This is a genomic window from Pollutimonas subterranea (assembly GCF_002849655.1).
GTDB classification, from domain to species: Bacteria; Pseudomonadota; Gammaproteobacteria; order Burkholderiales; family Burkholderiaceae_B; genus Pollutimonas; species Pollutimonas subterranea.
Genome location: NZ_PDNW01000004.1, coordinates 140,665 through 167,280 on the forward strand (window position 1 = coordinate 140,665; position 26,616 = coordinate 167,280).

Genomic DNA, 26,616 nt, shown 5'->3' on the forward strand with positions numbered 1-26,616 from the left:
CATCATCACTTTTCCACGTAAGCGGACGCCTTCTTCAGATCGTCCAGCCACCTCTCGAATGCCTGCTCGCGCTCCGCTGATGGCCCGCGCAGCAAGGCCGAAGGATGCAGCGTCACCAGTACTGGCAACCCGTCCGGGGTCTCCAGCCAATTGCCTCTTTCCCGCATGACGGCCACGGGATGGCCGGTAAGCGCCCTTGCCGCCGTTGCACCCAATGCCACAGCCGCTTCGGGCCTCAGCAAGGCAAGCTCGCGGTCCAGCCACTGCGCACAGATTTCGATTTCCCGTTGTGCCGGGGATTTGTGCATGCGTCGCTTGCCGCGCAGTTGAAACTTGAAATGCTTTACCGCATTGGTCAGGAATATTGATTCGCGCGCCCATCCCAGTTGCTCCAATGCCCGATCCAGAAGATGCCCTGAAGGACCTACAAACGGGTGACCCTGGATATCTTCGCGGTCGCCCGGTTGCTCGCCTACCAGCATCAACCTTGCGGCAAGCACACCTTCGCCGAAAACCACCTGGGTAGCATGCTTGCCGATGGGACAGTCGCGGCAGTCTTGCGCAGCGTTGCGCAGCTCTTCAAGCCCGGCGTCCGGTGCAAGCTGGTCGGATTTGCGTTGTGGCTCGTCAGCTGACATGGCGGGCTCCAGGAGGGAATTCCGCAAGTACCTGCAAGCGACGTGCCGCGCCAACATTGCAGGGAACACACGACGGGCACGGCACTTGCTATGGCCTATACCCACCCTTCAATAACCGCATCATAGGAAACAATATGGATCGAGCCTACATCAAATCAGACCGAAACGAACGCAATGGCGAACCGATCGGCGAACGGCGCCCCTTGATGTGGTCCCCCGGCATAAAAAACTACACAAGGGTATTGAAGACAGCGCCACTCGGTGCCACCGCAGCCTTGAACGCATCGAGCAATTCCGATCGACCAGTGATGAACACGAAAACGCAGTGAAAACACTGCGAGGAGCAAAGACATGGCCAACGCAAAACTTGAACCAGGTGACGGCAGCATTTCTTTAGGAAAAGCCAAGCAACAACGGCAAAACGAAAAAGAAGAGGAAAAGGACTTGTTGCCCGAACTGGGGCTGAAACGCCCCACAAAGCCGAAAAGCGGCACCAACAAGCCGACACCTGCCGATCCGGGGATAGACTTGGGCAGCTAAGCGGACTTATTGCAGTTTAAGCCCCGCGCCTTGTATCAGATCACGATTCGCCTGGAGCTCATCGCCGATCTGACCGGAAAAATCTTGCGGTGTACCGGTCACGGGTATATTGCTGCTACCTGTCAGCATTTCCTGGATTTTCGGTGTTGCAATGACCGCGTTGATTTCCGTGTTCAGGCGCGTAACGATGTCCTCGGGCGTACCACCGGGCGCGAAGAAACCGAAGACCGACATTTTATTGGCCTTGGCATAACCCAATTCAGTGAAGGTCGGCACATCGGGCAGAAAACCAGCCCGCTTGGGCGCGGCAATCGCGACGGCGTGAAGTGCGTCGCGCTGTATATGCCCGATCAGCGCCGAACTTACATTGGTCGAGATCAGTTCGAACTGCCCGCCCAGTGCATCGTTCGTTTGTTGTCCGCTGCCCTTGTAGGGCACGTGCGTCACGCTCACCTTGGCATCGTGCTGGAACTGTTCCAGCATTAGATGGCCTACCGAGCCAGGCCCCGATGTCGCCCAGCGCAAAGACCCCGGGTTTGCTTCGGACTGACTGATTACGTCTTGAAGGCTCTTGCCTTTGAATGCACTGGTTCCCAACAGCACCACCGGGGACACCATGACGCTGGCGACCGGAGCAATATCTTTGGCGGGATCGTAGGATACTTTCGAAATCAGCGGAGACAGCGCAACCGGGCTGATTGATGAAAACCCGATTGTGTAGCCGTCAGGCTCGGCCTTTGCTACGGCTGCCATGCCGACCGTTCCGCCCGCACCGCCCTTGTTTTCCACCACGAACGGTGTCTTCAGGCGGACGCTGAGTTCTTCCGAGATTGCACGCGTTACTGTGTCGCTGACGCCGCCAGGAGGATATACGACGATGACCCGGACCGGCTTTTCCGGCCAACTGGCGGCGACGGAGGCTGATGTGGCGGCGGCAAGAAGGCATGCAGTCAGCATGCCCGACATTTTTGTTTTTGACATGGGAGTCTTCCTGGGTCTGGGGAATACGGATGAACAATTGTATCCTTGGAAGGCTGCTTCTTATCCATTAACTTTACTGCGCACCGCCATGACCGATACCACCGACGATCACCTGACCGAAACACTGCTGCACAGCGAACCGCTCTTCGAGGGTCGCTTCCTGAATGCGCGCCGAGACACGGTGCGCCTGCCTGACGGCGCCAGCGCCACCCGCGAATACTTCGTCCATCCCGGGGCCGTGGTCATCATCGCCCTGATGGATGATGACACCGTATTGCTCGAACGCCAGTTTCGTTATCCGGTGGGCCGGGTCATGACGGAGCTCCCGGCCGGCAAGCTGGACCCCGGCGAAGACCCGCTGGCCTGCGCCAAACGCGAACTTATGGAAGAAACCGGCTATACGGCCGGCAGCTGGGCCTATGCGGGCGCCTTGCATCTGGCCATTTCCTACTCCACGGAAATTATCCATATTCTCTTTGCACGCGATCTGATTGCCGGCGACGCACAGCTGGACGACGACGAATTCCTGGAATTACTGCCCATGGCGGCGGACGACGTCCTGGCAGCGTGCAGCAACGGCGCCATCACGGACGCCAAGACGCTAAGCTGCAGCCTCTGGTTGCAGAACGTGCGTTCCGGCGCCTGGTCGCTGGACTGGAAACCTGCTTAGCCGATGCGACGGCTTACGTAAGCCCGAACCTCGCCCAGAAGGTCGCCGAGATCGCGTTGAAGACGATGGAATCCGTCATTGCGTTCGCGGCTGGCTTCATCCATATAGACCGGCCGCCTGATCTCGATCTGCAGGCTATGTCTGCGCAGCGCCGGCTGTCCAATTTGCGCGATCAACTGGACGCCTTTATACGGATCGTTGCGGGCAACCGTATAGCCTTTGCCGCGCAATACATCTTCGATCAGTTGCACGAATTCCGGCTCGCAAGTCGTACCGTCGCGGTCACCCAGCACAAAATCCGCCAGTGGATGCTCGCTGCGCAAGCCCAGCCGTTCGTAGGCATCGTTGGGCATGGAGTGCAGGTTCATATGCCACAAAGCGCCAAATTGTTCATAGCGTTCCTGGATGGCCTGGGCCAGCACTGCGTGATACGGCGCGTAGTAGTGGTCGATGCGGTGACGCACCTCGGCAACGCTCAGCCTGCGTTCGTAGATCGGGTTACGGGCGTCCATGCGCGTCCAGACCAGCCCCTTGCCCAGGCGCGTCTTTTCGCCCGGCGAGAGGGCTTCCGGCCATTGTCCATCCAGCGCATCCGGATCCAGGTCGGTGAGACTGCGATTCGCGTCGATATAAGTACGCGGGAACGTAGCAGCGACAAGCGTGGCTCCATGCTGCGGAGCCGCCGCCCACAGGGCCTCGACATGAGTGTCTTCGCCCTGGCGCAGCAAGGCCAGCGGTACGACATGGCCAAAGTCGGCCGGATAGGTCGTGCCGCTATGCGGCGAGTCGCAGACCATCGGGATCGCCTCGGTGGTCGGGTCGATTCGGAGGACAGCTTCAATGGCTGGTTGCGACATCATCAGTTCGTCTGGATGTTGGCGGCTTTGGCTACCGCGGCATAGCGTTTCAGCGCAGCATCGATGTCCTGGGCGAATTCTTCAGGCGAGTTTGTTATGAGCGTACCGCCCGCCTTCCTGGCGCGTTCCTGGAACTCCGGACTGGCCGCGGCCTTGCGCACGGCCTGGTTCAAGCGATCGATAATTTCCTTGGGCGTGCCTGCCGGTGCAACCAGGCCAAACCAACCGCCGGTTCCCATCTCGGGAAATCCCAGCTCGATGTAAGTCGGCACATCCGGCAACAGGGCCGAACGCTCGGCACCCAGGACCGCCAGCGGACGCAAGCGACCTTCCTGCAAATGCGGCAAGGTCGAGGACAAGTTGTCGGTAATGGCGTCGACCTGGCCGGCCAATGCATCGTTCAATGCTGGACCCGCGCCGCGATAAGGCACGTGCAGCAATTTGATGTCGGAGAGCATCATGAAGTTTTCAATGTTGGCATGGCCCAGCGAACCCACGCCCGGAGAGGCAAACGAATAGTCCATGGGCTTGGACTTGGCCAGCGCAATGAATTCTTTCATATCCTTGGCCGGTACCTTCATGTTGACGGCAAAGATGCTGGGGATGCCCATTACGTTGGCAATGGGTGCGAAGTCCTTCACCGCATCGTATTTCAGGCCTTTGTGAATGGCGGGATTCGCCCCGTGGGTACTTACCGTGGCCATGCCGATGGTGTAGCCATCGGGTACGGCGCGCGCGATCTGCTCGGCACCCATGGCACCGCCGGCACCGGATTTGTTTTCCACGACAATGGCTTGACCCAATTCACGCCCGACATACTCGGCAATCAAACGACCGACCAGATCGGTCGAGCCGCCGGCGGCAAACGGTACGATCATGCGAAGGGAATGGGATGGGTAATCGGCCGCCACGGCGGAGCCGGCACAGCCCATCATGAACATGGCAGCACCGGCGAGGGCACGGCGAACCAACTTTGCGGTAATTGTTGCGGACATGAAAAACTCCGGTAACGTGTGAAGGACAAAAATGGAGTATCTGCAATTTACTTGTTACCGGCAAACGACTATATTTCACGCCAGTATTACATAATGTAATGCTACCCTTTCACCACCTCGTCTCGTATCGCCGTAATGAAGATTCACTCGCCATCGATGTCAGAATTGCACGCCTTCGCCACGGCAGCACGCCTGGGCAGCTTCACAAAGGCTGCGGAAGTACTCTGCCTGACCCAGGGAGCGGTCAGCCGCGCCATTTCCCGGCTCGAAGCACATTTTGGCCAGCCGCTAATGAAGCGCAGTGCCCACGGACTGACGCTTACCGAGGCGGGACGCCGACTGGCCGATGCCACCGCCGGCCCATTGCATGCTATAGAAACCATTTCGTCGGAATTGCGCGGGGCCGCCGGCCGCCAGCACCTCAGCCTGGCCGTGGTGCCCACGCTGGCCAGTGTCTGGCTGGTACCGCGCCTCCCCGACTTCCATCGCCTTCATCCGGAAATCACCCTGTCCTTCGCCGCATATCGACGCGATGAAGACTTCTCACAAGCCACGCCGCACGCCGCCATCCTCAGCGGTCTTCCTCAACAATGGCCGCAATGCCATTGCGACTATCTGCTGGGCAGGGAGATCGTCGTTATCTGCCATCCCGAGCGCCTCCGGGCGCGCCGGGCAGCCGGGCGCTGGAACCATCCCGGCGAGCTGCTCGACGAAGCCCTGCTGTACCACGCCAACGCAACCGACAACTGGCAACGCTGGTTCGATGCGGTCGGCGTTGCGGGCAAGCCGCAGCCGGGCACAGCGCTGGACCAGGTCTCCATTATCGTGCGCGCCGTCATGGCTGATATGGGCATCGCCGTACTTCAGCGCTGCCTGGTACGCGATGAAATCGATGCCGGCCGCGTGGCCACGCCGTTTGACATACCCGTATCGCTCGATCGCGGCTATGTCCTGTGCTGCCCACAGCAACGCAAGGACCATCCTGCACTGAGCGCCTTCCGCGCATGGCTGCTGGAAGCAGCCGCCCGCGAATGCAAATAAAGAAGGCTTTGATATGACACTGTTAGGCTGGATAACGCAGTACGGCAATATAATGGGTTTCCTGTTGCCGGTACTGGTCTGCGCTGGAATAGGCGCCAGTTGGGCCCTGAAGAAAAAGGACTACCCGGGCGAATTCGTATCGGTGCTGGTCACCTCGGTTACGACGCCCGCGCTGGTATTTCATACCCTCCTGACGACCAAGCTGAACGACGCCTTATTACTGGATATTCTCGCCGCCGCTTTGCTGGGGCTTGCAGTGATGGCATGCCTTGCCGCCATCTTGTTGTATTTGGCCCGCCTGCCGGTGGCATCGCTGCTTCCGACTGCGACGTTTCCCAATGCCGGGAATCTTGGTCTGCCGATCGCGCAGCTTGCCTTTGGCGAGGTCGGGTTAACGGTCGCCGTAACGATCTTCGCCATTTTTTCCCTGTTTCAGCACACCTTGGGCGTATGGCTGCTTGGCTGGAACACGCGCGAGACCCGGCCAAGCAAATGGCCGAGCGGCGTAGCGGCCGCTTGTATTGCGGCCGTAGGCCTTCGGCTACTGGATTTCTCTTTACCAGCGCCCATCCTGGCCAGTGCGCACTTGGTCGGTTCATTGACGGTCCCGCTTATGCTTCTTAGCTTGGGCTATTCGTTGGCAACCGTATCGCGCTCCAGCGTTGGACCAGGCTCCGTCGTGGGTCTGATTCGGCTAGGTGTTGGCGCCATGGCAGGCATCGCCGTCACCAGCCTGATTGACCTGCCGCCACTGGTGGGTGGCGTAGTCGTACTGCAAATGCTCATGCCGGTGGCGGTCGTAAGCTACCTTTACGCCGAACGATACACCAAGGTCGGTGAAATATCCGCCGGCGCCGTGCTCGTTTCGACAACACTGTTCCTGATTTTTTCGCCACTATTGGTAGGATGGGCCGCCGCGACGCCCTGAAGTTAGCGTACTGATAAGCTTGACTTTATCGCTCACATCAATATACTGGCGAACATCAAGGGGAGTAGCTTTCTTCCGACGCATCGTCATTACGGCTGTCTTGCATCACTCTGCAAACGCCCGGTGCTCGGGCAACATCCACATGTTGCTAGCAAGACCTTGCCATCGAAGGCAAGGCTCATATCCCAGCAATAGCTGTCAATGGCCTGTGTCCTTCTGGATCAGGCCATTTTGCTTAGCCCAGCAATAGCTGTCAATGGCCTGTGTCCTTCTGGATCAGGCCATTTTGCTTAGTCTGGAGCTCGCCCCCTCAGCATCAAGGCGATACTCAAGCAGGCTTGCAGTCGGCCCGATCCGTTTCCCTTTTCAATTTTTACTCATACGGGTGACCGATGCTTGAATTTTTACAAACACTAAGCTGGGCCGCAGTATTCCAGATTATCCTGATTGACATCCTGCTGGGCGGCGACAATGCCGTCGTGATCGCGCTGGCTTGTCGTAACCTTCCGGCCAAACAACGGATGCAAGGCATACTTTGGGGCACCGCCGGCGCCATCTTCCTGCGCGTTGCATTGATTGCCTTTGCCCTGACCCTGCTTGCCGTGCCTTACCTGAAGATCGTCGGCGCACTATTGCTGGTGTGGGTCGGTGTCAAACTTCTCATCCCGGAAGAAGACGCCCACGGAAAAATCGATGGTGGCGGCTCAATATTATCTGCCTTCAAGACGATTATCATTGCCGACTTTGTCATGAGCCTGGATAACGTCATTGCCATCGCCGGCGCAGCCCAGACCGCCAACCCCGACCATCAAATCGGACTGGTCATCTTCGGCCTGGTCGTCAGCGTGCCTATCATCATCTGGGGCAGCACGATTGTTCTGAAGCTTATCGATCGCTTCCCAATGGTCGTCACGTTCGGTGCAGCGTTGCTGGGCTGGATCGCGGGCGGAATGCTGGTCACCGATGTCGTGATCGTCGAACAGTTCGGCCCAATCACAGGCACCATGAAACTGGCGGCTGAAATTGTCGGTGCATTGTTCATTGTGATCGCTGGCCGCCTGCTGGCGCAACGCAAGCGTTCGGCTACTGTGGCAGAACAGCAGTAAGCCTTGCCGGCGGCGCCCGACGCAACAGCGCCCGACGTTGACGCGTCAGCGCCGCCGCACCAGTCCCGCCGCTGCCGCGAGGACGGAATGGCTCAAGACCTCCATGGTCTGCGAATCAACCCCCCAGTGCTGCCAGTAAAGCGGCACATCCTCCCAGGCCCGCGCTCGCAGCGGTACCAGACGGCCTGCGGCCAGTCCCTCCTGCGCCAACAGCAAGGGATTCATGGTCCAGCCCAATCCTGCCAACGTGGCTTGCACGAAGGCACGCGATGAGGGCAGCCACCATACCGGCGGATGCCAGTCGGCACCGCCCATCACCTTTTTTGCAAAACGCGCCTGCATGGCGTCTTTTCTATTGAAAACCAGGACCGGCGCCTCGGCCAAAGAGCGTGCATTGACGCCCTTGGAAAAATAGCGCTGATGAAAGTCAGGCGAGCAAGTGGCGACATAACGCATGCTGCCCAGCGCGTGGATCCGGCATCCCTGTACCGGGTCGGACAGTGTGGTCACCGCTCCCAGCACGGCGCCCTTGCGCAACAGGGCGGCAGTATGGTCCTGGTCTTCGGACTGTAAATCCAGCGTGGCGCTGGTCTTGCCCGAGAACAACTCTGCCGCATGCATGAACCAGGTTTCGAGGCTGTCGTGGTTGACGGCCACGGCGATACTGGTTTGCGGCATGCTATCTTCCAGACCAAGCCGGTTAAGCGCATCATGCTCAAGCAAGGCAGTGTGTTCGGCCAACTGCACCAGCACTTGGCCATCCGGGGTGGCTATTGCAGGAACGGTGCGCTGCACCAGCAGCCGGCCCATGCGCTCTTCCAGTACCTTGATGCGCTGGGACACGGCAGAAGGCGTCACGTTCAGTACGGCTGCGGCGCGTTCGAAGCTACCCTCGCGCACGACGGCGGCAAGCGCCCGGAGATTTCCATGGTCGATATTCAACATTAGCGCAGCTTAATCATGGTTAATTAAATTAGCTTTATTTTATACGCGAGAAGGGTCAGAATGGGCAATGCCGTAGCGAACTGCTGCGGCATTGTCATTCTTGGAATTCCGTATGTTCTCGCTTGCTCTTCAGCCTTCGTTTTACTCCGCATGGGCCAGTGGCATCGCCACCGGCCTGGGCCTCTTCGCCGTCGTCGGCGCGCAAAGCGCTTTCATCCTGCGCCAAGGGTTGATGCGCGCCCATCTGACGAGCATCCTGGTGGTCTGCGCCCTTATTGATGCCGTCTTCATCTTTGCCAGCGTATGGGGACTGCAGGCCGTCGCCACGTCAATGCCGTGGCTGACCGACGGCATCCTGTGGTTTGGCGTTGCATTCCTGCTCTGGTATGCCTTGCAGTCCGCTCATCGCGCATTGACATCGCAAAGCGGCCTGGCGGCAGCGCGCCACGCTGTTCCATCGCGGCGAGCCGCGGTGCTGGCCGCCACCGGCTTCACCCTGCTGAATCCGCATTTCTGGCTGGACATGGTGGTGGTCGGATCGCTGGCTCACAGCTTCGCCGACGCGCGCATGGGCTTCGCCGCCGGGGCACTCACCGCCAGCATGACGTGGCTGGTACTGCTGGGCGCAGGGGCCAGGCTGTTCGCACCGCTGTTCGCGAGGCAGAAAGCGTGGCGGGTCCTCGATGGGATCATCGCCGTCGTCATGGCGGGGCTGGCCTTCGGACTTGCCCACAAGGGAATGGGAATTTGATCCGCGCGCCGCGCTAGCCGGCTTCGTGCACCGAGGCAATATCGGATTGCGGCATATCCAGTGCAGTCGCCGCAGCGATAATTTCGCTCCAGGTGCCTGGATCAATTGGTATGCCCGCGCTGCGTCGCTGTGCGATTCGCAACCGTTCAGGCTCTCCGGGCGCAAAAATCTGGTCAGTGCCGGTCGACCTGGGCGATGCCTTGACCCATTCGATGAAAGCCTCTGCTTCGGCTTCCGTATCGGCAGCGTCGAATGCCTCCGGATTGATAATGACGGAAAGCATGCAATTGATGATGCCGCTGTGCTTGACACGTGTCTCGGCATGGGTGGTGTACCCGCCGGTCAGTGCTCCTGAAAACAACTCGCACATCATTGCAAGCCCGTGGCCTTTGTGTTCGCCGAAGGTACGCAAGGCCCCGTGCGGCGCCTCGAACATGACGCGTGGATCTGTTGTGGGCCGGCCCTGGGCATCGATCAGGCAGCCCTCAGCCACCTTGGCGCCTTTGTTATAGGCGACCCGCGCCTTGCCTTGCGCAATGCCACTGGTGGCAAAGTCAAGCACCAGAGGCTCTTTTCCCTTGCGGGGAAAGGCCGCGCAAAACGGGTTGGTACCAAATCGGCCGTCGCTGCCGCCCCATGGCGACACATGGACACTGCCCGCTACGTTCACGAAATGAAAGGAAACCAGCCCTTGTCGTGCGCACTGCTCGGCCCAGTGGCCGATACGGCCGATATGATGGGCGTTGCGAAGGCCCACGGCGCAGATCCCCATTGCCTTGGCCCGCTCTATGCCTAGGTCCATGGCCTCGTACGCAACGACTTGTCCAAAGCCGCGAACGCCGTCCACGGTCAGCACAGCGCCGGCATCCCGCACGATGGCGACATGTTGATTCAGCGCCAGCACCCCATCCCGCAATGACTTCACATAGCGGGGAATCATGCCTACGCCATGAGAATCGTGACCCGTAAGATTGGCCATGACCAGATGGTCGGCAACCAGGCCTGCCTCGGTTGGACTGCTTCCAGCCTTGAGCCATAAGCGCTGCACAAAACCATGCAGGGCTTGAGCATTGACCAATATATCGGAGGAGGCTTTTGTGGATTCTTGAACGGTCATTTATCGGCCTGAAATGTCGGAGTGCACCACCTTAACAAGCGTAATATGCGTGCCGTATTGATATAAACCCCTAGCACTTACACCTTGACAGTGATTTTACCAACGGACAATACTGGCTGGCACCTGAGTTAAGACTCAGACACCCTATAAGCGGATTATTACAAACACATCGCTTACGCGCCGCCCATGCAACAGAATGGCGGCCAACCATTAGACGGCAATTTGAGGAGTAGACATATGCGCATGAAACTCAAGAACAAGGCAGTGACGGCAGGATTCCTTGCATCAGTATTGTTCGGCACGATCGCCGGCGCCCAGCAGGTTCGATTGATGACGGGCCCTCAAGGCGGCTCCTGGTACCCCCTGGGAGGCGCGATCGCGAACATCGCCGGAAAAGCCGGGGTGAAGGTTCAGGTGCTGCCTGGAGCGGGCATAGCGAATGTCAAGGCCGTGCAATTGGGCAAGGCCGATTTCGGATTTGGTAATTCGATCTCGACCGTAGACGGCGTAGCAGGTCGCGCACCTTTCGAAGCCAAGGCCGACAATGTGTGCAACGTGGCTACTCTGTATCCCCAATATTTCCAAATCGTTGCCAACGCCGATGCAAACATCGGTTCACTTGCCGACAGCAAAGGAAAGTCTATAGCAGTGCAACCCCGTGGCAACACGGCCGAATTCATTACGGCCCAGATGCTTGAGGTCTATGGCATGACCTACAAAGACATGAGCCGTGTCAGCTATGTGTCGTATACCGACGCGGTTTCTTTGCTCAAAGACAATAACGCGCAGCTCTTTACGTTGGGAACCACCGTCCCGTCGTCGTCCATCATGGATCTGGCTTCGGCTCGTGCAATAAAGCTCATCGAAGTCCCCGACGACAAGTTCCAGGCGATGCGCAAGCTCAACCCGGGCTACACCAAGCTCACCATTCCGGCTAACAGTTATCCAGGGCAGGACAAGGATGTACAAGCTGTGGGCTATGCCACTCACCTCATCGCCCGCTGCGATCTTGATCAAGATAGCGTCTATAAAATCCTGCAGGGCATCGTCGCCGACAAAGCAGACCTCGAAGCCATCGCCAAGGCAATGGCTCCCACAACCCTAAAGATGATGGCTGAAGATATCGGCGTACCCCTGCACAAAGGAGCTGAAAAATTCTACAAAGAGAAAGGCGCTATATAGCTTAGTTGCGTACCAGGCGACGTGCCGGGCATGTGATCATTTCTGCCTGCATGTCGCCTGATTCCTTCGCGTCATCACTTTGCAGGTGAGCCCGCATGTCATATCTTCCCGCTACATGGACTGCCCGTTTGATTACTCTGGTCGGCGCCTCGATGTCGGCCTACCAACTGTACGTGGCACTCGTCGGGCCGCCCGATGCCTACGTAATGCGCGGGCTGCATCTGGCCTTCGCCCTGGCTCTGGCGTTTCTTGTCTTGCCCGGCTTGAACGGCCGTGCTGCAAAAGTGGGCATCGTCGATATCCTTTTCCTGCTGGTAGCGGTTGCGGGCGCACTTTATCCGTCGCTGAACCTGGACTACATCGTCTACCGGATGCCGTATGTCGATGATCCGACCGTCTACGATTACGTGTTCGGCACTGCGCTGGTCCTGATGCTGCTTGAGGCCACACGACGGGCCACAGGACTGGCGCTACCTATCATTGCTGTGGTTTTCATCGCGTACGGGCTGACCTTGGGCAATCAGTCCTTCGCTGCAATGTTTGACCAAATCTACCTGACCACCGAAGGGATATTCGGCATTCCCCTCTACGTGTCGGCCACCTACGTCATGCTGTTTATCTTGTTCGGCGCCTTCGTGGAGCGCAGCGGGGCTGGACAATTATTCATGGACTTTGCCCTTGCATTGGCGGGACACAGTGCCGGCGGACCAGCCAAAGTAGCAGTCATCACCAGCAGCTTGTTTGGCACCGTCTCTGGCAGTGCCGTCGCCAACGTCATGACGACCGGCACGTTTACCATTCCGCTGATGAAGCGCACCGGGTACAACGCTGGTTTTGCCGGCGCCGTCGAAGCGGTCGCCTCGACCGGCGGCCAGCTGATGCCGCCCATCATGGGCGCGGCGGCCTTCGTCATGGCCGAATTCCTGGGTGTTTCGTACCTCACGGTGGCGGCATTCGCGGTGTTGCCGGCCATTCTGTATTACATCGCTGTATTCATGGCTGTGCACTTCGAAGCCAAGCGCATCGGCTTGAAGGGCCTGCCCAAGCCTGACCTTCCCCGCATAGGTGCCGTGCTCCGCGAACGCGGCCATCTGTTCCTGCCGCTCTTTGTCATCATCATCACATTGCTCATGGGCTACAGCGCCGCCTTCGCCGCCCTAAGCGGTATTGCCTCTGTCATACCTACCACATGGCTGCGTGCCAGTACACGGCGCGTCTTCACGCTATCGGCCATTATTGAAACGCTGGAAGCCGGTGCCCGCAATACCATTGTCGTGGCGCTGGCGTGCGCCACCGCAGGCATTGTCATTGGCGCCATTACCCTCACCGGCCTGGGCTTGAGCTTTACGGGCGTGGTCCTGGCCATTTCCCAGGACTCGTTGATACTGGCATTGGTATTGACCATGGCGGCCGGAATTTTGCTGGGTATGGGTCTACCCACGACACCAGCTTATATCGTGCAAGTAGCATTGCTGGTTCCTGCCCTCGTGAAGCTGGGCGTCCAGGTCGAGGCTGCCCACTTGTTCGTACTGTACTTTGCCGTTCTATCCGCCATCACGCCGCCAGTAGCAATGGCGGTCTATGCCGCGAACGGAATATCGCGCGCAGGCCTCATGGAGACCAGCTGGGCAGCCGTCAAGCTTGGGCTTACCGGCTATATCATTCCCTTCATGTTCGTTTTTTCACCGTCGCTGCTGCTGATCGGCGACGTGGGAACTGTCATGCTGACCATCGTGACGGCAACCGTGGGGGTCACATGCCTGGCAGCAGGCTTGCACGGGTACTTTTTCTTTGGCCCTGTCCGCTACTGGGAACGCGCCATGCTGCTGGTGGCTGCCATTACCCTGATCAAGCCCGGTATCATTACCGACCTGATTGGTGCAGGCCTGATAGGCCTGACCATACTGAGCCAATTGTATGTAAAACCGGCGTTGACACCATCGCTACCGGCAGAAGAAAAGAACAGCACCTCCGTATAGCCTTTACTTGAAACAGGCGGCGCATGATTCGCCGCCTTATTACTTCTTGCCACCAATCGGCCGCAACTGGACCTTGCCGTAACGCACCACAGTCTTGAGCCGGCCGCCTTCGACCGTTGCGCGGCCTTTGTCGTCATAGGCGATGACTTCGCACATGCCGAGCTCTTCGTCCGCGGTGATGCAACCTTTTATCAATTGACCATCCAAAAAGACATCGTAGCGTCCGTACTGCAAAGTCGCATGGCCGGGATCGTCTTTATTGACCGACACTCTCATCATCTAACCTTTGCCAATGCATCTTCATCGCCCGATGAGATCGCGTATTTTGCTGCCCATGCTCGCCATGGTGAACGGCTTGGTCATCACTTCCATTCCGCTATCCAGCAAACCATTGCGCACGATGGCGTTTTCGGCATAGCCGGTGACGAACAATACCTTCAGACCGGGGCGGCTTACCCGCGCTGCGTCGGCAACCTGGCGGCCGTTCATGCCGCCCGGCAGTCCCACGTCGGTAATGAGAAGATCGACGTCGTCTTCCGATTCGAGCAGTTTCAAGCCTGACGGCCCGTCCGCCGCTTCGAGGGCAATATAGCCGTTATCTTCAAGCACTTCGACCATCAGTTGCCGCAGTGCCGGTTCATCGTCGATGACCACCACGGTCTCGCCGCGGCCCGAGGCCGCCACGGCGGCATTGCTGACTTCCCTGGGGGCATCGGCGGTGCCTGCATGGCGAGGCAAGTAAACACTCATCGTGGTGCCCATCCCGACCTCCGAGTAAATCTGCACCTGTCCGCCGGATTGCCGCATGAAACCATAAATCATCGAGAGCCCGAGCCCTGTGCCCTGCCCCAGCGGCTTGGTGGTAAAAAAAGGATCGAAAGCCTGGGAGATCACGTCGGGCGGCATGCCGGATCCTGTGTCGGTGACCTTAAGCACAACGTACTCGCCCGGTGGAAGCGCCCGTTCGCGGGCCGCCCTTGCGTCAAGTGCCTTGTTCTCGGTTTCGATAGTGAGGCGGCCTCCGTCGGGAGACATGGCGTCCCGGGCATTGATGCAAAGATTCAGCAGCGCGTTCTCCAGCTGGGATGGGTCGACGAGAGTTGACCAAAGGCCCTCGAAACCCACGATATACACGTCGATATCAGGGCCGACCGTACGGCGGATCAGGTCTTCCATGTCTGCGATAAGCCGGTTGGTATCGGTGGGCTTGGGCGCCAGCGTCTGGCGCCGGGAAAAAGCCAGCAAGCGTTGCGTCAAACCTGCAGCCCGGCGCGCCGAACCTTGCGCCCCGCTGATGTAGTGGTCCAGATCGGACAGGCGGCCCTGTTCCAGGCGCATCTCCAACATTTCAAGGTTGCCGCTAATGCCCGCCAGCAAGTTATTGAAGTCGTGGGCAATGCCGCCGGTCAGCTGGCCGATGGCTTCCATTTTTTCCGACTGGCGCAAGGCGTCGCGCGCAACAGCAAGCTCTTCCTCGGCTTCTTTCTGGCTGGTAATGTCACGTCCGATACAGTAATAGGCATCGTTGAACGGTGCCGCCGCCCATACAAACCAGTTGTATTGGCCATCTTTACGCCGGTATCGGCATTCGAAACGTGTAATGGGCTTGCCCTTCTCGAGGCGTTCGAATGCTTCCAGCAGCTCGTGCCGCTCGTCGGGGTGAAGCAAGTCGACAAACGAGATCCCCTCGATTTCGGTCTCGGTCCAGCCCAGCACGTTCAACCAGGCAGGATTTACGCTTTCGAATTGTCCGTTCACTGACAACACGCCAAGCAAATCCGGGCTGATCTGCCAGAAGCGCCCGCCCACAGCCGAACGCTCCATCACTTCGCGCTCGAGATACATGTTGAGCTCGCGCAAACGCGATTCGCTTTCACGCAATGCCGCATCAGCGAGCGCCCGGTCCGTAACGTCGAAGCCTTCGACAAAAATTCCGCTTATCGAGCCATCGGCATCGACGATAGGCTCGTAGATGAAATCAATGAAGCGTTCTTCAAAGGATGCGCCCGGGGTACGCGCCAAGCGTAGCGATTTCTGTTGTGCCACAAAGCGCTCGCCGGTGGCGTAAACCTGATCGAGCAGCTCTTTATAGCCCTGGTCTTTTATATCGGGTACGGCATCGAGGGCCGGCCTGCCGATGTAGTCCCGGTCTCCGGCCAGCTGTATATAGGCATCATTCACAAATTCGAAGATGTGGTTCGGCCCACGAAGAATGGCGATGAATCCAGGTGCGCACTGAAAGAGCCGCCTTTGTCTTTCGATGGCTAGCGCCAGGCGTTTCTTGGCCATGACGTTTTGTGTTGTTTCAGTACAGACGACCAGGACGCCGCCCACGCCTCCGGGCACGGACTCGTCGTCGATGGGACTGTAGCTGTAGGTCCAGTAAACGTCTTCACGTCGTCCGTGGCGGGTTATCGGGACAAGATGATTTTCATTCCAGGTTGCCGGCCCGCCCGCCATGACCTGCTCGATCTGGGGACCGATTATGTCCCAGATCTCTTCCCAGACCTGCCGGGCAGGCTGGCCCAGGGATTGCGGATGGCGCTCGGGACCGATCGACTCTCGGTAAGCGTCGTTGTACAGGCAAGCGCCGTCCTGGCCCCACCAGATATACATGGGATGGCCCGTATTCAACAAAAGACGTACGGCCGTGCGTAAGGATTGAGGCCAAGCTGAAGGAGGCCCCAGCGACGACGCGGACCAGTCATGCGAGCGCATCAGCGCGCCCATTTCTCCGCCGCCATGAAGGAAGCGAAAGTCAGGCGAGAGAGCGGTCTTGCCGCCTACGATTCCTGTATTCTGAGTATCCATGATCGCTTAAGGTAGTGGCAGTGTTCAACGAGAGTCATGAATGAAAAGTCACGAACTCGTCAAGGCCGATACGCGGCGGCCTGAACCGATTGGCCAGGCAGTCGGTGTCTTCATAGCCCATCGAGATGCCGCAAATTACCGTTCGTCCATCGTCGATGCCCAATTGGCTTTTTACGATATCCGGATAGTTGGCCAGCGCGGCTTGCGGACATGTGTGCAGGCCGCAGCCTCGCGCCGCGACCATGATGTTCTGCAGGAACATGCCGTAATCCAGCCAACTGCCCTGCTGCAAATCATTGTCTATGGAAAAGATAAGGACGACCGGAGCACCGAAGAAGCTGTAGTTACGCCCGTGCTGCTGCGCCGATGCCTGGCGGTCGCCCTTTTGTATACCGAGGGTTTCATACAATCCCCATCCGGTCTCGCGCCGGCGTTCGATGTAGGGACTGCGCCAGTTGACGGGATAATAGTCGTATTCGCGGCTTTCGGGCCGCTTCCGGTTATGGGCATCGAGTAATTGGCGCGAGAGCTCGTCGCGTTTTTCGCCCATGACGACATGGACGTGCCAGGGCTGGATATTGCTGCCACTGGGCGCGTACGACGCCGTGGCAAGAATCTTGTTGATGAGGTCGATGCCGACCGGTTCAGGAAGAAACCCCCTGACACTACGCCGAGACGTAATCGCATCGACGACTATGTCGAATTCATTCATGCTTTGCTTCCTGTAGGACAGTAAGGCGAGGGACTATTCTATACGCAGTGCCAAGGCAAAGACCGGTAGCCCCTTAACAAACCCTGGAGAAACTGATGACTGAATCGCTACATATAGTCTGTCCGGATTGCGATACCGTAAATCGCATTCCTCGAGAGCGCCTGCATGATCAACCCAGCTGCGGAAAATGCAAGCAGGCGCTGTTTGCCGGTAAGCCCCTGGACCTGACCAGCAAGCGCTTCCCCCAGCATATTTCACGTAACGACATTCCCGTACTGGTGGATTTCTGGGCGCCGTGGTGTGGTCCTTGCCTGAGCATGGCGCCAGCCTATGCCCAGGCGGCCCAACAACTGGAGCCCATGCTGCGTGTGGCCAAGCTGGACACCGAAGCGGCCCAGGAATTGGCAGCCGGTTACTCCATACGAAGCATACCCACCTTGGCGCTATTCAAGGGCGGACGCGAGATAGCCCGTCAAGCCGGCGCCATGAGCGCCTCTGACATCATTGCATGGGCACGGCGCCATGCCGGTCTGGCATGACGGCGCCTGCTTCGCGCAATGCTACCGGATCGTAGCGGACAACGATCGGTTGCCAGGCGTCAATATTGGCCCATGAAGTCGCGCTTTCCGACTTCCACACCATTGTGGCGCAAAATTGCGTAGGCGGTAGTGACATGAAAAAAGAATTGCGGCAGGCCGTAAGTCAGCAAATACGATTGGCCATTGAACTTCTTTTCTTTGGGTGTACCAGGGCGAGTCACAATGCTGCGGTCTTCGTTGCCGTCGATCTGGTCGGCAGAAAAGCCGTCGATAAAAGCCAGCGACTTGGCGATCAACCCATGCAGATCCGCAAAAGTCGGTTCGATGTCGTCATACTTGGGCACGTCGGCACCAGCCAGTCGTGCCGACACACCACGGGCGAAATCAGCGGCCACTTCCACTTGGCGAGCCAGCGGAAACATATCGGGGAAAAGACGTGCCTGCAACAAGGCAGCGGGATCAATTTTCCGGGCCTCCGCATGTTCTTCGGCCTTGCTGAGCAAGGCATCCAGGCTGTTCAGCATTTGCTTGAAAACAGGAACTGAAGCGGCATAGAGGGAAATTGTCATGGAGACTCCGAGGTAAGAGGACAGATGATTATAGTCATCGTGGAATCTTAGGCGCAGACGGGCATCCAGAGCAGGGGAAGCCCGATGGCCACGGTCGATACGAAACCGGAGATATCCACCGTCAGGGTCAAGACAGACATGAAACGGGACAGCGGTTGTGCGCTCCCCGCTACGCGCGTCAGGCGCAGCGACGACAGGCTGCGCGCCGCCAGCCATAAAAGGACCGCCAACGAGATTGCCCAGATCAGTACCAGCAGCCATGTCAGCATGGGCAAGCCGAATGCCTCGTCCAGCAGCACGCGGTACCGGCATCCCAGCGCATGGCCACCATACAGGGCGACAAAACACAGCATCCATATCGCAAGCCCCGTCATGGCGCGCCACAAGCTGGGACTACGTGCCGCGGTCATGGGAACACCCGTGGAAGACCGTAGAGCGCGGCAATGACCACCACGGCCGCAATGGCTGTGTAGTCACACCACAGGCGTAGCACTGCCGGCTCCAGCGACCGGACACGGGACACATATCCTGCCCGGCAACGCAAAGCAACATGCACGGCCAGAATCCCGGCTATCGCCATGTGCAGTCCCGCATAACAGAGCAATACGAATGTGGTCGCCACATAGGCGTGGCTGGTGGCGGGCGGAAGGCGCCCCACCACCATGCACACCGCCAGGATCGCAACGATGCTTGCAAGCGCGCCAGCAAGTAGCCAGAAGGAGCAGGCCTGTCGCCGGCCGCTCTGGTTGGCCGAGCATGCGGCGCGCACGGCGATCGTTGCTGCCACGGGCAAGCAGGCCGCAAGCGCTCCCCACGCCGGGGGGATATCGATCCACGCCGGCGGAGGCCAATTCGGCGCCATCGTCCACAGAAAAAGATAACCGAACAATAAAGAGCCAAACAAGGCCGCATTGGCAGCCAGGCTACACGCCATACCCCACCACCCCGGCGCACCGGACGCGGCGAAATGCGCCGGCAGCATGATTTGCGCAACCGCCTCTATGGATGCGGGATCATCGCGGGCTCCGTTCTGCCATGCCCATCGAAGGAAAACCAACAACGCCGCGAGGGCGCCGACAATCGCTACCTCGTAAATCTTGAACAGAATACAGACGAAAAACACACCCGTGGCGATGGCCGCATAAAAAGGCAACCAGCTCGGCCCAGGCAATTGCACGACACTGCGTGGATTGCCGGTCAGCACGTCCACACTGAGCGTCTGGCGCTGGCCAGGAGCCGGTATTGCAAGCCAATGCCGGCCCCCGGCCAGCTCCGCGCCCAGCGCCGGATTGTCCCAGAGCGGATCGCGTCCCTGCACGTCGGGCAGGGACGCAAAGTTGTAGGAGGGAGGCGGGGTGGGCGTGGCCCATTCCAGTGTTCCGGCATTCCATGGGTTGCGCGGCGCGGCGCGCCCGGCACGCGTGTGCAGGAACATATCCAGCAAGAACACCAGGAAGCCCATGGCCTGAATAAACGCACCCAGCGAAGACAGCAAATTCAGCGTATCCCAGCCCGCATCCGACGGATAGGTATAGATTCTGCGCGGCATGCCCAGCAAGCCGGTCAGGTGCATGGGTAGAAACGTGAGGTTGAATCCGACAAAGATAAGCCAGAAAGCCGTGATTCCGGTCTTGCCCGCAGGCATCCTGCCTGTGATGTGCGGCATCCAGTAACATGCCGCGGCCAAGAGCGGAAACACCATGCCGCCCGTCAACACATAATGCAAGTGCGCCACCACGAAATGGGTATCGTGTGCCTGCCAGTTGAACGGCACCAGCGCCAGCATCACACCGGTAAGTCCGCCGGTGACAAACACGACCAGGAAGCCCGCCAGGTACAGCATGGGCAGCCGGAACCGGGTCTGCCCCGACCAGAGCGTCGCAATCCAGGCAAAGAACTGGACGGCGGTTGGAACCGTGACCAGCATGCTGGCCGCCGAAAAAAACAGGACGGCGAGCTGCGGGATCCCCACCGTGAACATATGATGGACCCACAGTCCGAAACTGAGAAATCCGACCGCTGCCACGCTGGCTACCACCCATACATAGCCGGCCAGGGGACGCTGCGCGAACACGGGGATCATGGTTGACACCATGCCGGCGGCGGGCAGGAAAATAATATAGACCTCGGGATGGCCGAAAAGCCAGAACAAATGCTGCCACAAGAGCGGGTCACCCCCACGCGTCACGTCAAAGAACGGCAGGCCGAAGGCGCGTTCGATTTCCAGCAGGATGCTGCCCAATATCAGCGGCGGAAATCCGACCAGTATCATTCCTGCGGTAACCAGGATATACCACGCGAAAATCGGCATGCGGTTCAGCCCCATGCCCGGCGCGCGCAGTTTCAGTATCGTGGCGATCAGCTCCACCGCGCCGCAGATGGCTGAAATCTCGGCGAACGTCACGCCGATCAGCCATATATCGCTATTGATGCCGGGCCGATAGGTAGGCCCCGACAGGGGCGTGTACATGAACCAACCGCTGTCGGGTGCCAGGCCCAGCGCCATGGCGGTCACCAGTATCAAGCCGCCCGCAAGATAGCACCACCACGCATAGGCGCCCAGCCTGGGATAGGCCAGGTCGCGCGCGCCCAGCATCTTGGGGAGCAGATAAAACGAGAAGCCCTCCAGCATCGGGATCGCAAAAAGAAACATCATCACCGTGCCGTGCATGGTGAAGACCTGGTTGTAGGCGTCGCTGTCCAGGAATGCGTTGCCGGATGTCGCCAGCTGGGCACGCAACAGCATGGCCAGGACTCCGCCAATCAGGAAGAAAACCAGCGCCGCGACAATAAAGCGCAGCCCTACCGTTGTGTGGTTGACGGCTGATATACCGCGCCAGCCCTTTGGGGAGCGCCAGTCCTTATCCAATGCGTGGTGCAGGGCGATGGGCGAGAAATGCTGTTTCATGGCACCGCCCTCACCGTCGATAAGCCTGCAAGCGCCTGCGCCAAGCCCGCTTCGTCGTGCGCCCGCACATTCAGCGGCATGTGAGCATGCCCTATTCCGCAGAATTCCGCGCATACCCCATCGTAGGTTCCCGGCTCGCTCGCCATCAAGCGTATGGTGTTGCTGCGCCCCGGAATGGCATCGATTTTCCCGCCCAGCCGCGGAACCCAGAAACTGTGGATCACATCGGAAGAAGTAACGGTGACATACACCGGACGCCCCGCCGGCACATGGATCTGGTTGACGGCATACAGCGGCCCATTGTCGGCTTCCGGATAAATGATCTCCCACCACCACTGATGGGCCCGGACCTCCACACGAAACACATTACTTTCGCCGCGGCGAGGCGCCTGTTCGTCGCCGGCGTTCCATCCGTACCCAAGCAAGGCGATCAACACCACGCCGGGAAATACCAGCCCACCGCCTATCAGCAACAGCATCGTCGGCGTACCGCGGCGCTTGCCCGGCGACCGGCATGCCGCATAGACGGTCAGCGCAACCATGAACACCAGGATGGCGGCAGCACCCCAGGCCATCACGTTCCATACCTGCGCAATATCGCGGGCCGCGGGACCGGCCGCATCCAGGGCGGACAGACGCCCTTGCGAACACCCCGCCAACAAAGGAACGAGCAGCAACGCCGCAGGCAGCCGCCGGCGGCATGGATTTTGCTGATGCCCGGCAGCTGTCCCACACGGAGATTCGATGGAAAAACTGGCCCAGCCCTTACCCGACGGAACCCATACCGTCGTCGCTCTGTCGAGCCACCCCATGCACCCCATGCTGGTGACGTTTCCCATTGCACTGTTGATCTGTGCGCTGGGCAGCGATGCCGCCTTTGTCCTGCTGGGTGACAGTTTCTGGGCGCGCGTGTCGCTGTGGCTGCTTGGTGTGGGCACCTTGATGGGCATACTCGCCGGGGTGGCAGGTACGATCGAATTGCTGTCCGTGGCCGGAATACGCCAGCGCGCCGCCGCATGGAACCACTTTGTCATGGCGGTCATGCTCCTGGCCGTGGGCTTTATTAATTGGCTCAGCCGGCTGGCTGACGCAGAGGCAGCAATTTTTCCCATAGGCATCTATCTGTCCTTTCTTGGAGCCTTGCTCGTTGCCTTGGCCGGATGGCTGGGCGGCAAGCTCGTGTTCGAAGATCGCGTCGCCACCCAGCCCCAAGAATAAGCGAAAGCAACATCGGCGAGGCGCGACACCATCATGGGGCGCTCCACGTATCAAGAAACAGCACCGGCTTGGCCAACACCAGCCATAGAACAAGGCTGATCATCAGTACCGGCGGGATGACGAGCCAGGGTTCCACCCGATAGCGACGCCGCTGCTGCGACTCATGCCCGAGGCGCGCCAACATGTGTCCGCAATACGCATGAAATATCGCCATGAAGGCGACCACGGTAAGCTTGGCGGCCAGCCAGCCGCCTGAAGCATCCAGTGTATAAACCAGCGCGGAGCCCGAAATAATGGCAATCACCGCCGCGGGCGAGGCAATCCCCACGAACGCTACACGGCTCATCACGCGTATGCGATGAAACTCTGTATGCTGACGAAGATGAGTCTGGACGCTGTACAAGCCGGGCAGGTAGAGCAGCCCCGCACACCAGACGACCAGGGCGGCGATATGCAGGCCCATGAGCCACGCCATGTTAGATGAACTCGCAATGTGTGGAGATTGTGGCGATCGACATGGCATGCTTCCGTTTTTTAGGGAGGTATTCGGTGTTGAACGGGAAACCTCAGCAAGCCCTGTGCCTGCTACAGCCCACCTGCTGGGTATCCAATATGCTGCATGAAATCTCCGCCCACTTACTTTGGAGAGCGACATGCCTTCGACATCCCAATCACCATCCATTGCCGACTGGCCTGAAAATGCACGCGAAGCTGCGCAACTGGTCATCGACCAATATGGCGAACCCGACGATGTGACCGAGCATCTGGTGACCTGGCACAAAGCCGGTCCATGGAAGCGCATCGTGGCGTCCAGGACAGTTCATACCCACAATTTTCCGGCGCCGCACATGGATTCGGTTGAATCCGTCATCGACTATCAGGTTCCGGTCGACAAGGTGACCTTGCTGGCCGGATTCGATGGAAGCGTCGTGGTAAACCGCACGACCGGCGAGGTATCGGCACGCTGCCATGATGAACAGGCAAATTTCCTGGCCCTGAACCTGATGCACGACATAGCCACCGATGCAAAAAGCGTGCACGAGGCACGTGAATACTACGCAAAGGAGTTTGCCGACTACCGCCGCAAAAAACCCACCCCTTATATGGAAAAGCTGCATTTTGCACCCGCCAGCGGCAATACCGCCGATCCTGATGTGCGTGTCCTGTCAGATGAAGACCTTGAGCGCGCCGTACAGGAAGGCAAAGATAAGGGCCAGTAACACAGGCTCGCGGCATGCAACGTATTTTTTGGATTGATTAAAAAAAGATTTTGCCCTCGGGCGCTGTAAGGCTGCGAACATGGACAGCAGATTTCTGGAAACATCACAAGACTCATTAAAGGGACATCCATGTTTCAACAATCCAAATCCATGCTCGGCATCTCGCTGACCGCATTGCTGCTCGCTACGCCCCTGGGCGCTACAGCCCAAAGCGCCGATAGCTACCCCGATCAACCCATACGCCTGATCATCCCCTATCCTCCCGGCGGCGCCACCGATGTCATCGGCCGTATCGTGGGCAAGAATCTCAGCGACGAAATCGGCAAGCAGGTTGTCATCGAGAATCGTGGCGGGGCTGGGGGCAACATCGGCGCGGCCGAGGTCGCGCGCGCCAAGCCGGACGGATACACGCTGCTTATGGGCGCACTGACCTCGCACTCGGTCATGGCCACGCTGGAAAAGGGCAAGCTTCAATACGACTTGCAGAAAGACCTCACGCCTGCGGGCGTAGTAGGCTTCGTGCCCCTGGTGGCTGTGGTCAACCCGTCGGTGCCCGTCAAGTCATTGAACGACCTTGTCGACTATGCCAAGAAAAATCCTGGCAAGCTGAATTTCGCATCGTCGGGTGCCGGCGCGCCGCAACGCATGGCCATGGAGCTCTTCAAGCAAATCGCTGGCGTCGATATCGTGCACGTCGCCTATCGCGGCAGCGGCCCGGCCATGACGGACTTGGTCGGTGGACAGGTGGAGGTCATGACCGAAACAATGCCGGCGGCCATTTCGTTCATCAAATCCGGCCAGTTGCGTCCTTTGGCCGTGCTGACGCCCGAGCGCGTGTCCATGTTGCCCGACGTGCCTACGGCTAAGGAACAAGGCCTAACTGGCTTCAATGTCAGCTCCCTGTTTGGCGTCATGGCGCCGGCCGGCACGCCCGCTCCTATCCTGGAAAGAATCAACAAGGCACTGTTGGCGGGACTTACAAAGAAAGAAGTCAAAGAGCAGTTATTGCAGCAAGGCGTCTATGCCGACCCCCTGTCAATCGAGGCCTCAAAAACGCGCCTTACCGCCGAGGTCGAACAATGGGCTAAAGTTATCCGCGACGGCAATATAACTGTCAATTAACGAGAAAGAAGCATTCATTCATGACCAAGAAAACTCCCGCAACTCCCGACATCGAAGCCACCGGCCTGCGCAAGGGCTTGACCAGCTATGGTGACAACGGCTTTTCGCTGTTTCTCAGGAAGGCCTTTATCAAGGGGGCGGGCTATTCCGATGAAGCCCTGAATCGGCCGGTGATCGGAATCGCCAACACGGGAAGTGCCTACAACCCCTGTCACGGGAACGTGACACAACTGATCGAGGCGCTCAAGCGGGGCATTATGCTGGCAGGCGGGCTGCCCATGGACTTTCCCACGATATCCATCCACGAAAGCTTTGCCTTTCCCACCAGCATGTATCTGCGCAACCTCATGTCGATGGATACCGAGGAAATGATCCGGGCGCAGCCCATGGATGCCGTGGTCCTGATAGGCGGTTGCGACAAGACCGTGCCGGCGCAGCTGATGGGCGCCGCGTCGGCCGGCATTCCCGCCATCCAGCTTATTACCGGGTCCATGCTGACGGGTTCGCACCGCTCCGAGCGCGTCGGCGCTTGCACCGACTGCCGCCGTTACTGGGGAAAATATCGGGCCGAAGAGATCGATGACCAGGAAATCGCCGATGTGAACAACCAACTGGTGGCCAGCGTAGGCACCTGTTCGGTGATGGGCACCGCCAGCACCATGGCTTGCATTGCCGAGGCCTTGGGCATGACCGTGCCGGGCGGAGCCAGCCCGCCCGCCGTTACGGCCGACCGCATGCGGATTGCGGAAATGACGGGGGCCCAGGCCGTGGAGATGGCACGCAGCGGCCTGACCATCGACAAGATACTGACTGCCGACGCCTTCGAGAATGCGATGCGCGTTCTGCTGGCCATAGGCGGCTCCACCAACGGCATCGTCCACCTTGCCGCCATTGCGGGGCGCCTGGGCCTGGATATCGACCTTAAGGTCCTGGATCGCATGGGCAAGGACACACCGGTATTGCTGGATTTGAAGCCTTCAGGCCAGCACTATATGGAAGATTTCCATAAGGCCGGCGGCATGGCCACGCTGCTGCGCCAGCTCAAGCCTCGACTGAAGCTGGACGCCCTTACCGTGACCGGTCGCACGCTGGGCGAAGAGATAGAACGGGCAGGCCCCGGCTTTCACCAAGATGTCGTCAAGACCATGGACAACCCCATTTATCCCCAGGGCGGCATCGCCGTGCTGGAAGGCAATCTGTCGCCGGGCGGAGCCATTATCAAACAATCGTCAGCCGATCCCGGCCTGATGGAGCACGAAGGCCGGGCCGTCGTCTTCGAGAATGCCGCGGACCTTGCCAATAGAATCGACTCCGACGACCTCGACGTCACCGCCGACGATGTGCTGGTTCTCAAGAATATCGGCCCCAAAGGCGCCCCCGGCATGCCGGAAGCTGGCTACATTCCCATTCCAAAGAAACTGGCGATCAAGGGCGTGAAAGACATCGTCCGCATCTCCGATGGCCGCATGAGCGGTACGGCTTTCGGCACTATTGTCCTGCATGTGACGCCGGAGTCGGCAATAGGCGGCCCGCTGGCTTACGTACAGAATGGCGACCGCATCCGACTTAGTGTCAGCAAGCGCGAGATTTCGCTGCTGGTCTCCGACGAAGAGATGCAGCGCCGCAAAGAAGCCGCCCCCATGACCCCACCCACCGCCGACCGGGGCTACAAGAAGCTGTTTCTCGATACGGTAACCCAGGCCGACCAGGGCGTTGACTTCGACTTCCTGCGTGGCGTGCGACCCGGCGTGCCGCCTTCGGCTTAAAACGGTAGCGCGCGCATGCCG

General features: G+C 59.1%; 28 protein-coding genes. 14 read left to right on the plus strand and 14 right to left on the minus strand.

Going from position 1 to position 26,616, the window contains the following annotated elements; genetic code table 11:
• Positions 1-5: 5 nt before the first annotated feature.
• Positions 6-638, minus strand: a complete 633-nt coding sequence (locus CR159_RS06535) for a UdgX family uracil-DNA binding protein (protein WP_102073202.1) — start codon at positions 636-638, stop codon at positions 6-8.
• A 134-nt stretch (positions 639-772) separates the two neighbouring features.
• On the opposite strand from CR159_RS06535, the gene CR159_RS06540 reads away from it, so the two are divergent.
• Positions 773-967, plus strand: coding sequence for a hypothetical protein (locus CR159_RS06540; protein ID WP_102073203.1), 195 nt, complete (start codon positions 773-775; stop codon positions 965-967).
• A gap of 22 nt (positions 968-989) precedes the next feature.
• On the plus strand, positions 990-1,178 hold the full coding sequence (locus CR159_RS06545; protein WP_102073204.1) for a hypothetical protein: 189 nt from the start codon (positions 990-992) through the stop codon (positions 1,176-1,178).
• A 6-nt stretch (positions 1,179-1,184) separates the two neighbouring features.
• On the opposite strand, the gene CR159_RS06550 is transcribed toward CR159_RS06545, so the two are convergent.
• Positions 1,185-2,159: a Bug family tripartite tricarboxylate transporter substrate binding protein gene (locus tag CR159_RS06550; protein ID WP_102073205.1), complete on the minus strand. Its 975-nt coding sequence runs from the start codon at positions 2,157-2,159 to the stop codon at positions 1,185-1,187.
• 88 nt (positions 2,160-2,247) lie between these two features.
• Between CR159_RS06550 and CR159_RS06555 the strand changes: the two genes are divergently transcribed.
• Complete coding sequence (locus CR159_RS06555; RefSeq protein ID WP_102073360.1) at positions 2,248-2,829, plus strand: NUDIX domain-containing protein; 582 nt, start codon at positions 2,248-2,250, stop codon at positions 2,827-2,829.
• On the opposite strand, the gene CR159_RS06560 is transcribed toward CR159_RS06555, so the two are convergent.
• The gene (locus CR159_RS06560) at positions 2,826-3,686 is read right to left on the minus strand and encodes an N-formylglutamate amidohydrolase (RefSeq protein WP_102073206.1); all 861 of its coding nucleotides are present in this window, start codon (positions 3,684-3,686) and stop codon (positions 2,826-2,828) included. The genes CR159_RS06555 and CR159_RS06560 overlap by 4 nt on opposite strands.
• A 2-nt stretch (positions 3,687-3,688) precedes the next feature.
• On the minus strand, positions 3,689-4,681 hold the full coding sequence (locus CR159_RS06565; protein ID WP_102073207.1) for a Bug family tripartite tricarboxylate transporter substrate binding protein: 993 nt from the start codon (positions 4,679-4,681) through the stop codon (positions 3,689-3,691).
• 135 nt (positions 4,682-4,816) lie between these two features.
• Between CR159_RS06565 and CR159_RS06570 the strand changes: the two genes are divergently transcribed.
• The 3 genes from CR159_RS06570 (at position 4,817) to CR159_RS06580 (ending at position 7,756) form a co-directional block, all read left to right on the plus strand.
• Positions 4,817-5,722 (plus strand): LysR substrate-binding domain-containing protein, encoded by a 906-nt coding sequence (locus CR159_RS06570; protein WP_102073208.1) that lies wholly within the window; start codon positions 4,817-4,819, stop codon positions 5,720-5,722.
• A gap of 19 nt (positions 5,723-5,741) precedes the next feature.
• Positions 5,742-6,650: an AEC family transporter gene (locus CR159_RS06575; protein WP_439650497.1), complete on the plus strand. Its 909-nt coding sequence runs from the start codon at positions 5,742-5,744 to the stop codon at positions 6,648-6,650.
• Positions 6,651-7,042: 392 nt separating this feature from the next.
• A complete protein-coding gene (locus CR159_RS06580; protein ID WP_102073210.1) occupies positions 7,043-7,756 on the plus strand; it encodes a TerC family protein in 714 nt (237 codons plus the stop codon).
• A gap of 45 nt (positions 7,757-7,801) precedes the next feature.
• Here CR159_RS06580 and CR159_RS06585 read toward each other — a convergent pair whose 3' ends face one another.
• Positions 7,802-8,698, minus strand: coding sequence for a LysR family transcriptional regulator ArgP (locus tag CR159_RS06585; protein WP_102073361.1), 897 nt, complete (start codon positions 8,696-8,698; stop codon positions 7,802-7,804).
• Positions 8,699-8,813: 115 nt separating this feature from the next.
• On the opposite strand from CR159_RS06585, the gene CR159_RS06590 reads away from it, so the two are divergent.
• Positions 8,814-9,452 (plus strand): LysE/ArgO family amino acid transporter, encoded by a 639-nt coding sequence (locus tag CR159_RS06590; protein ID WP_102073211.1) that lies wholly within the window; start codon positions 8,814-8,816, stop codon positions 9,450-9,452.
• Between the two features lie 13 nt (positions 9,453-9,465).
• Here CR159_RS06590 and CR159_RS06595 read toward each other — a convergent pair whose 3' ends face one another.
• Entirely contained in the window at positions 9,466-10,569 is a 1,104-nt protein-coding gene (locus tag CR159_RS06595) for a malate/lactate/ureidoglycolate dehydrogenase (RefSeq protein ID WP_102073212.1), read from the minus strand.
• 237 nt (positions 10,570-10,806) lie between these two features.
• Here CR159_RS06595 and CR159_RS06600 point away from each other — a divergent pair, with 237 nt between their 5' ends.
• Complete coding sequence (locus tag CR159_RS06600) at positions 10,807-11,751, plus strand: TAXI family TRAP transporter solute-binding subunit (protein WP_233208201.1); 945 nt, start codon at positions 10,807-10,809, stop codon at positions 11,749-11,751.
• A 95-nt stretch (positions 11,752-11,846) separates the two neighbouring features.
• Positions 11,847-13,730, plus strand: coding sequence for a TRAP transporter permease (locus CR159_RS06605; protein WP_102073213.1), 1,884 nt, complete (start codon positions 11,847-11,849; stop codon positions 13,728-13,730).
• A 39-nt stretch (positions 13,731-13,769) separates the two neighbouring features.
• On the opposite strand, the gene CR159_RS06610 is transcribed toward CR159_RS06605, so the two are convergent.
• Genes CR159_RS06610 through CR159_RS06620 form a run of 3 tightly spaced genes read right to left on the minus strand, consistent with a single transcriptional unit; the run spans position 13,770 to position 17,253 of the window.
• Positions 13,770-14,009, minus strand: a complete 240-nt coding sequence (locus CR159_RS06610) for a hypothetical protein (protein WP_102073214.1) — start codon at positions 14,007-14,009, stop codon at positions 13,770-13,772.
• A 21-nt stretch (positions 14,010-14,030) separates the two neighbouring features.
• A complete protein-coding gene (locus CR159_RS06615; RefSeq protein WP_199173253.1) occupies positions 14,031-16,541 on the minus strand; it encodes a hybrid sensor histidine kinase/response regulator in 2,511 nt (836 codons plus the stop codon).
• A 34-nt stretch (positions 16,542-16,575) separates the two neighbouring features.
• Positions 16,576-17,253, minus strand: a complete 678-nt coding sequence (locus CR159_RS06620; RefSeq protein WP_102073215.1) for a nitroreductase — start codon at positions 17,251-17,253, stop codon at positions 16,576-16,578.
• 95 nt (positions 17,254-17,348) lie between these two features.
• On the opposite strand from CR159_RS06620, the gene trxC reads away from it, so the two are divergent.
• A complete protein-coding gene (gene trxC, locus CR159_RS06625) occupies positions 17,349-17,792 on the plus strand; it encodes a thioredoxin TrxC (protein WP_102073216.1) in 444 nt (147 codons plus the stop codon).
• A gap of 59 nt (positions 17,793-17,851) precedes the next feature.
• Here the strand turns inward: trxC and CR159_RS06630 are convergent, their stop codons facing one another.
• The 4 genes from CR159_RS06630 to coxB are packed head-to-tail and all read right to left on the minus strand — an operon-like array spanning position 17,852 to position 21,946.
• Complete coding sequence (locus tag CR159_RS06630) at positions 17,852-18,361, minus strand: DUF1993 domain-containing protein (RefSeq protein WP_102073217.1); 510 nt, start codon at positions 18,359-18,361, stop codon at positions 17,852-17,854.
• Between the two features lie 47 nt (positions 18,362-18,408).
• Positions 18,409-18,771, minus strand: coding sequence for a hypothetical protein (locus tag CR159_RS06635; protein ID WP_102073218.1), 363 nt, complete (start codon positions 18,769-18,771; stop codon positions 18,409-18,411).
• Positions 18,768-21,269 carry a cytochrome c oxidase subunit I gene (gene ctaD / locus CR159_RS06640; RefSeq protein ID WP_102073219.1) on the minus strand — a complete coding sequence of 834 codons (2,502 nt, stop codon included), beginning with the start codon at positions 21,267-21,269 and terminating at the stop codon, positions 18,768-18,770. The genes CR159_RS06635 and ctaD overlap by 4 nt, the downstream gene beginning before the upstream one ends.
• The gene (gene coxB / locus CR159_RS06645; RefSeq protein WP_158238514.1) at positions 21,266-21,946 is read right to left on the minus strand and encodes a cytochrome c oxidase subunit II; all 681 of its coding nucleotides are present in this window, start codon (positions 21,944-21,946) and stop codon (positions 21,266-21,268) included. The genes ctaD and coxB overlap by 4 nt, the downstream gene beginning before the upstream one ends.
• 67 nt (positions 21,947-22,013) lie before the next feature.
• Between coxB and CR159_RS06650 the strand changes: the two genes are divergently transcribed.
• Positions 22,014-22,487 (plus strand): DUF2231 domain-containing protein, encoded by a 474-nt coding sequence (locus tag CR159_RS06650; protein ID WP_102073364.1) that lies wholly within the window; start codon positions 22,014-22,016, stop codon positions 22,485-22,487.
• A gap of 31 nt (positions 22,488-22,518) precedes the next feature.
• Here the strand turns inward: CR159_RS06650 and CR159_RS22340 are convergent, their stop codons facing one another.
• On the minus strand, positions 22,519-22,950 hold the full coding sequence (locus CR159_RS22340) for a CopD family protein (protein ID WP_158238515.1): 432 nt from the start codon (positions 22,948-22,950) through the stop codon (positions 22,519-22,521).
• A gap of 190 nt (positions 22,951-23,140) precedes the next feature.
• Here CR159_RS22340 and CR159_RS06660 point away from each other — a divergent pair, with 190 nt between their 5' ends.
• From CR159_RS06660 to CR159_RS06670, 3 genes are all read left to right on the plus strand, one after another.
• The gene (locus CR159_RS06660) at positions 23,141-23,707 is read left to right on the plus strand and encodes a hypothetical protein (protein WP_102073221.1); all 567 of its coding nucleotides are present in this window, start codon (positions 23,141-23,143) and stop codon (positions 23,705-23,707) included.
• Between the two features lie 129 nt (positions 23,708-23,836).
• Complete coding sequence (locus CR159_RS06665; protein WP_102073222.1) at positions 23,837-24,829, plus strand: Bug family tripartite tricarboxylate transporter substrate binding protein; 993 nt, start codon at positions 23,837-23,839, stop codon at positions 24,827-24,829.
• A 20-nt stretch (positions 24,830-24,849) separates the two neighbouring features.
• Entirely contained in the window at positions 24,850-26,595 is a 1,746-nt protein-coding gene (locus CR159_RS06670) for an IlvD/Edd family dehydratase (protein ID WP_102073223.1), read from the plus strand.
• Positions 26,596-26,616 lie beyond the last annotated feature (21 nt).

Excerpts from the sequence above, each read along its gene's own strand:
- CR159_RS06535 (WP_102073202.1), bottom strand. The coding sequence starts at position 638 with ATGTCAGCTGACGAGCCACAACGCAAATCCGACCAGCTTGCACCGGAC.
- CR159_RS06540 (WP_102073203.1), top strand. The coding sequence starts at position 773 with ATGGATCGAGCCTACATCAAATCAGACCGAAACGAACGCAATGGCGAA.
- CR159_RS06545 (WP_102073204.1), top strand. The coding sequence starts at position 990 with ATGGCCAACGCAAAACTTGAACCAGGTGACGGCAGCATTTCTTTAGGA.
- CR159_RS06550 (WP_102073205.1), bottom strand. The coding sequence starts at position 2,159 with ATGTCAAAAACAAAAATGTCGGGCATGCTGACTGCATGCCTTCTTGCC.
- CR159_RS06555 (WP_102073360.1), top strand. The coding sequence starts at position 2,248 with ATGACCGATACCACCGACGATCACCTGACCGAAACACTGCTGCACAGC.
- CR159_RS06560 (WP_102073206.1), bottom strand. The coding sequence starts at position 3,686 with ATGTCGCAACCAGCCATTGAAGCTGTCCTCCGAATCGACCCGACCACC.
- CR159_RS06565 (WP_102073207.1), bottom strand. The coding sequence starts at position 4,681 with ATGTCCGCAACAATTACCGCAAAGTTGGTTCGCCGTGCCCTCGCCGGT.
- CR159_RS06570 (WP_102073208.1), top strand. The coding sequence starts at position 4,817 with ATGAAGATTCACTCGCCATCGATGTCAGAATTGCACGCCTTCGCCACG.
- CR159_RS06580 (WP_102073210.1), top strand. The coding sequence starts at position 7,043 with ATGCTTGAATTTTTACAAACACTAAGCTGGGCCGCAGTATTCCAGATT.
- CR159_RS06590 (WP_102073211.1), top strand. The coding sequence starts at position 8,814 with ATGTTCTCGCTTGCTCTTCAGCCTTCGTTTTACTCCGCATGGGCCAGT.
- CR159_RS06595 (WP_102073212.1), bottom strand. The coding sequence starts at position 10,569 with ATGACCGTTCAAGAATCCACAAAAGCCTCCTCCGATATATTGGTCAAT.
- CR159_RS06600 (WP_233208201.1), top strand. The coding sequence starts at position 10,807 with ATGCGCATGAAACTCAAGAACAAGGCAGTGACGGCAGGATTCCTTGCA.
- CR159_RS06605 (WP_102073213.1), top strand. The coding sequence starts at position 11,847 with ATGTCATATCTTCCCGCTACATGGACTGCCCGTTTGATTACTCTGGTC.
- CR159_RS06610 (WP_102073214.1), bottom strand. The coding sequence starts at position 14,009 with ATGATGAGAGTGTCGGTCAATAAAGACGATCCCGGCCATGCGACTTTG.
- CR159_RS06615 (WP_199173253.1), bottom strand. The coding sequence starts at position 16,541 with ATGGATACTCAGAATACAGGAATCGTAGGCGGCAAGACCGCTCTCTCG.
- CR159_RS06620 (WP_102073215.1), bottom strand. The coding sequence starts at position 17,253 with ATGAATGAATTCGACATAGTCGTCGATGCGATTACGTCTCGGCGTAGT.
- trxC (WP_102073216.1), top strand. The coding sequence starts at position 17,349 with ATGACTGAATCGCTACATATAGTCTGTCCGGATTGCGATACCGTAAAT.
- CR159_RS06630 (WP_102073217.1), bottom strand. The coding sequence starts at position 18,361 with ATGACAATTTCCCTCTATGCCGCTTCAGTTCCTGTTTTCAAGCAAATG.
- CR159_RS06635 (WP_102073218.1), bottom strand. The coding sequence starts at position 18,771 with ATGACCGCGGCACGTAGTCCCAGCTTGTGGCGCGCCATGACGGGGCTT.
- ctaD (WP_102073219.1), bottom strand. The coding sequence starts at position 21,269 with ATGAAACAGCATTTCTCGCCCATCGCCCTGCACCACGCATTGGATAAG.
- CR159_RS06650 (WP_102073364.1), top strand. The coding sequence starts at position 22,014 with ATGGAAAAACTGGCCCAGCCCTTACCCGACGGAACCCATACCGTCGTC.
- CR159_RS22340 (WP_158238515.1), bottom strand. The coding sequence starts at position 22,950 with ATGGGCCTGCATATCGCCGCCCTGGTCGTCTGGTGTGCGGGGCTGCTC.
- CR159_RS06660 (WP_102073221.1), top strand. The coding sequence starts at position 23,141 with ATGCCTTCGACATCCCAATCACCATCCATTGCCGACTGGCCTGAAAAT.
- CR159_RS06665 (WP_102073222.1), top strand. The coding sequence starts at position 23,837 with ATGTTTCAACAATCCAAATCCATGCTCGGCATCTCGCTGACCGCATTG.
- CR159_RS06670 (WP_102073223.1), top strand. The coding sequence starts at position 24,850 with ATGACCAAGAAAACTCCCGCAACTCCCGACATCGAAGCCACCGGCCTG.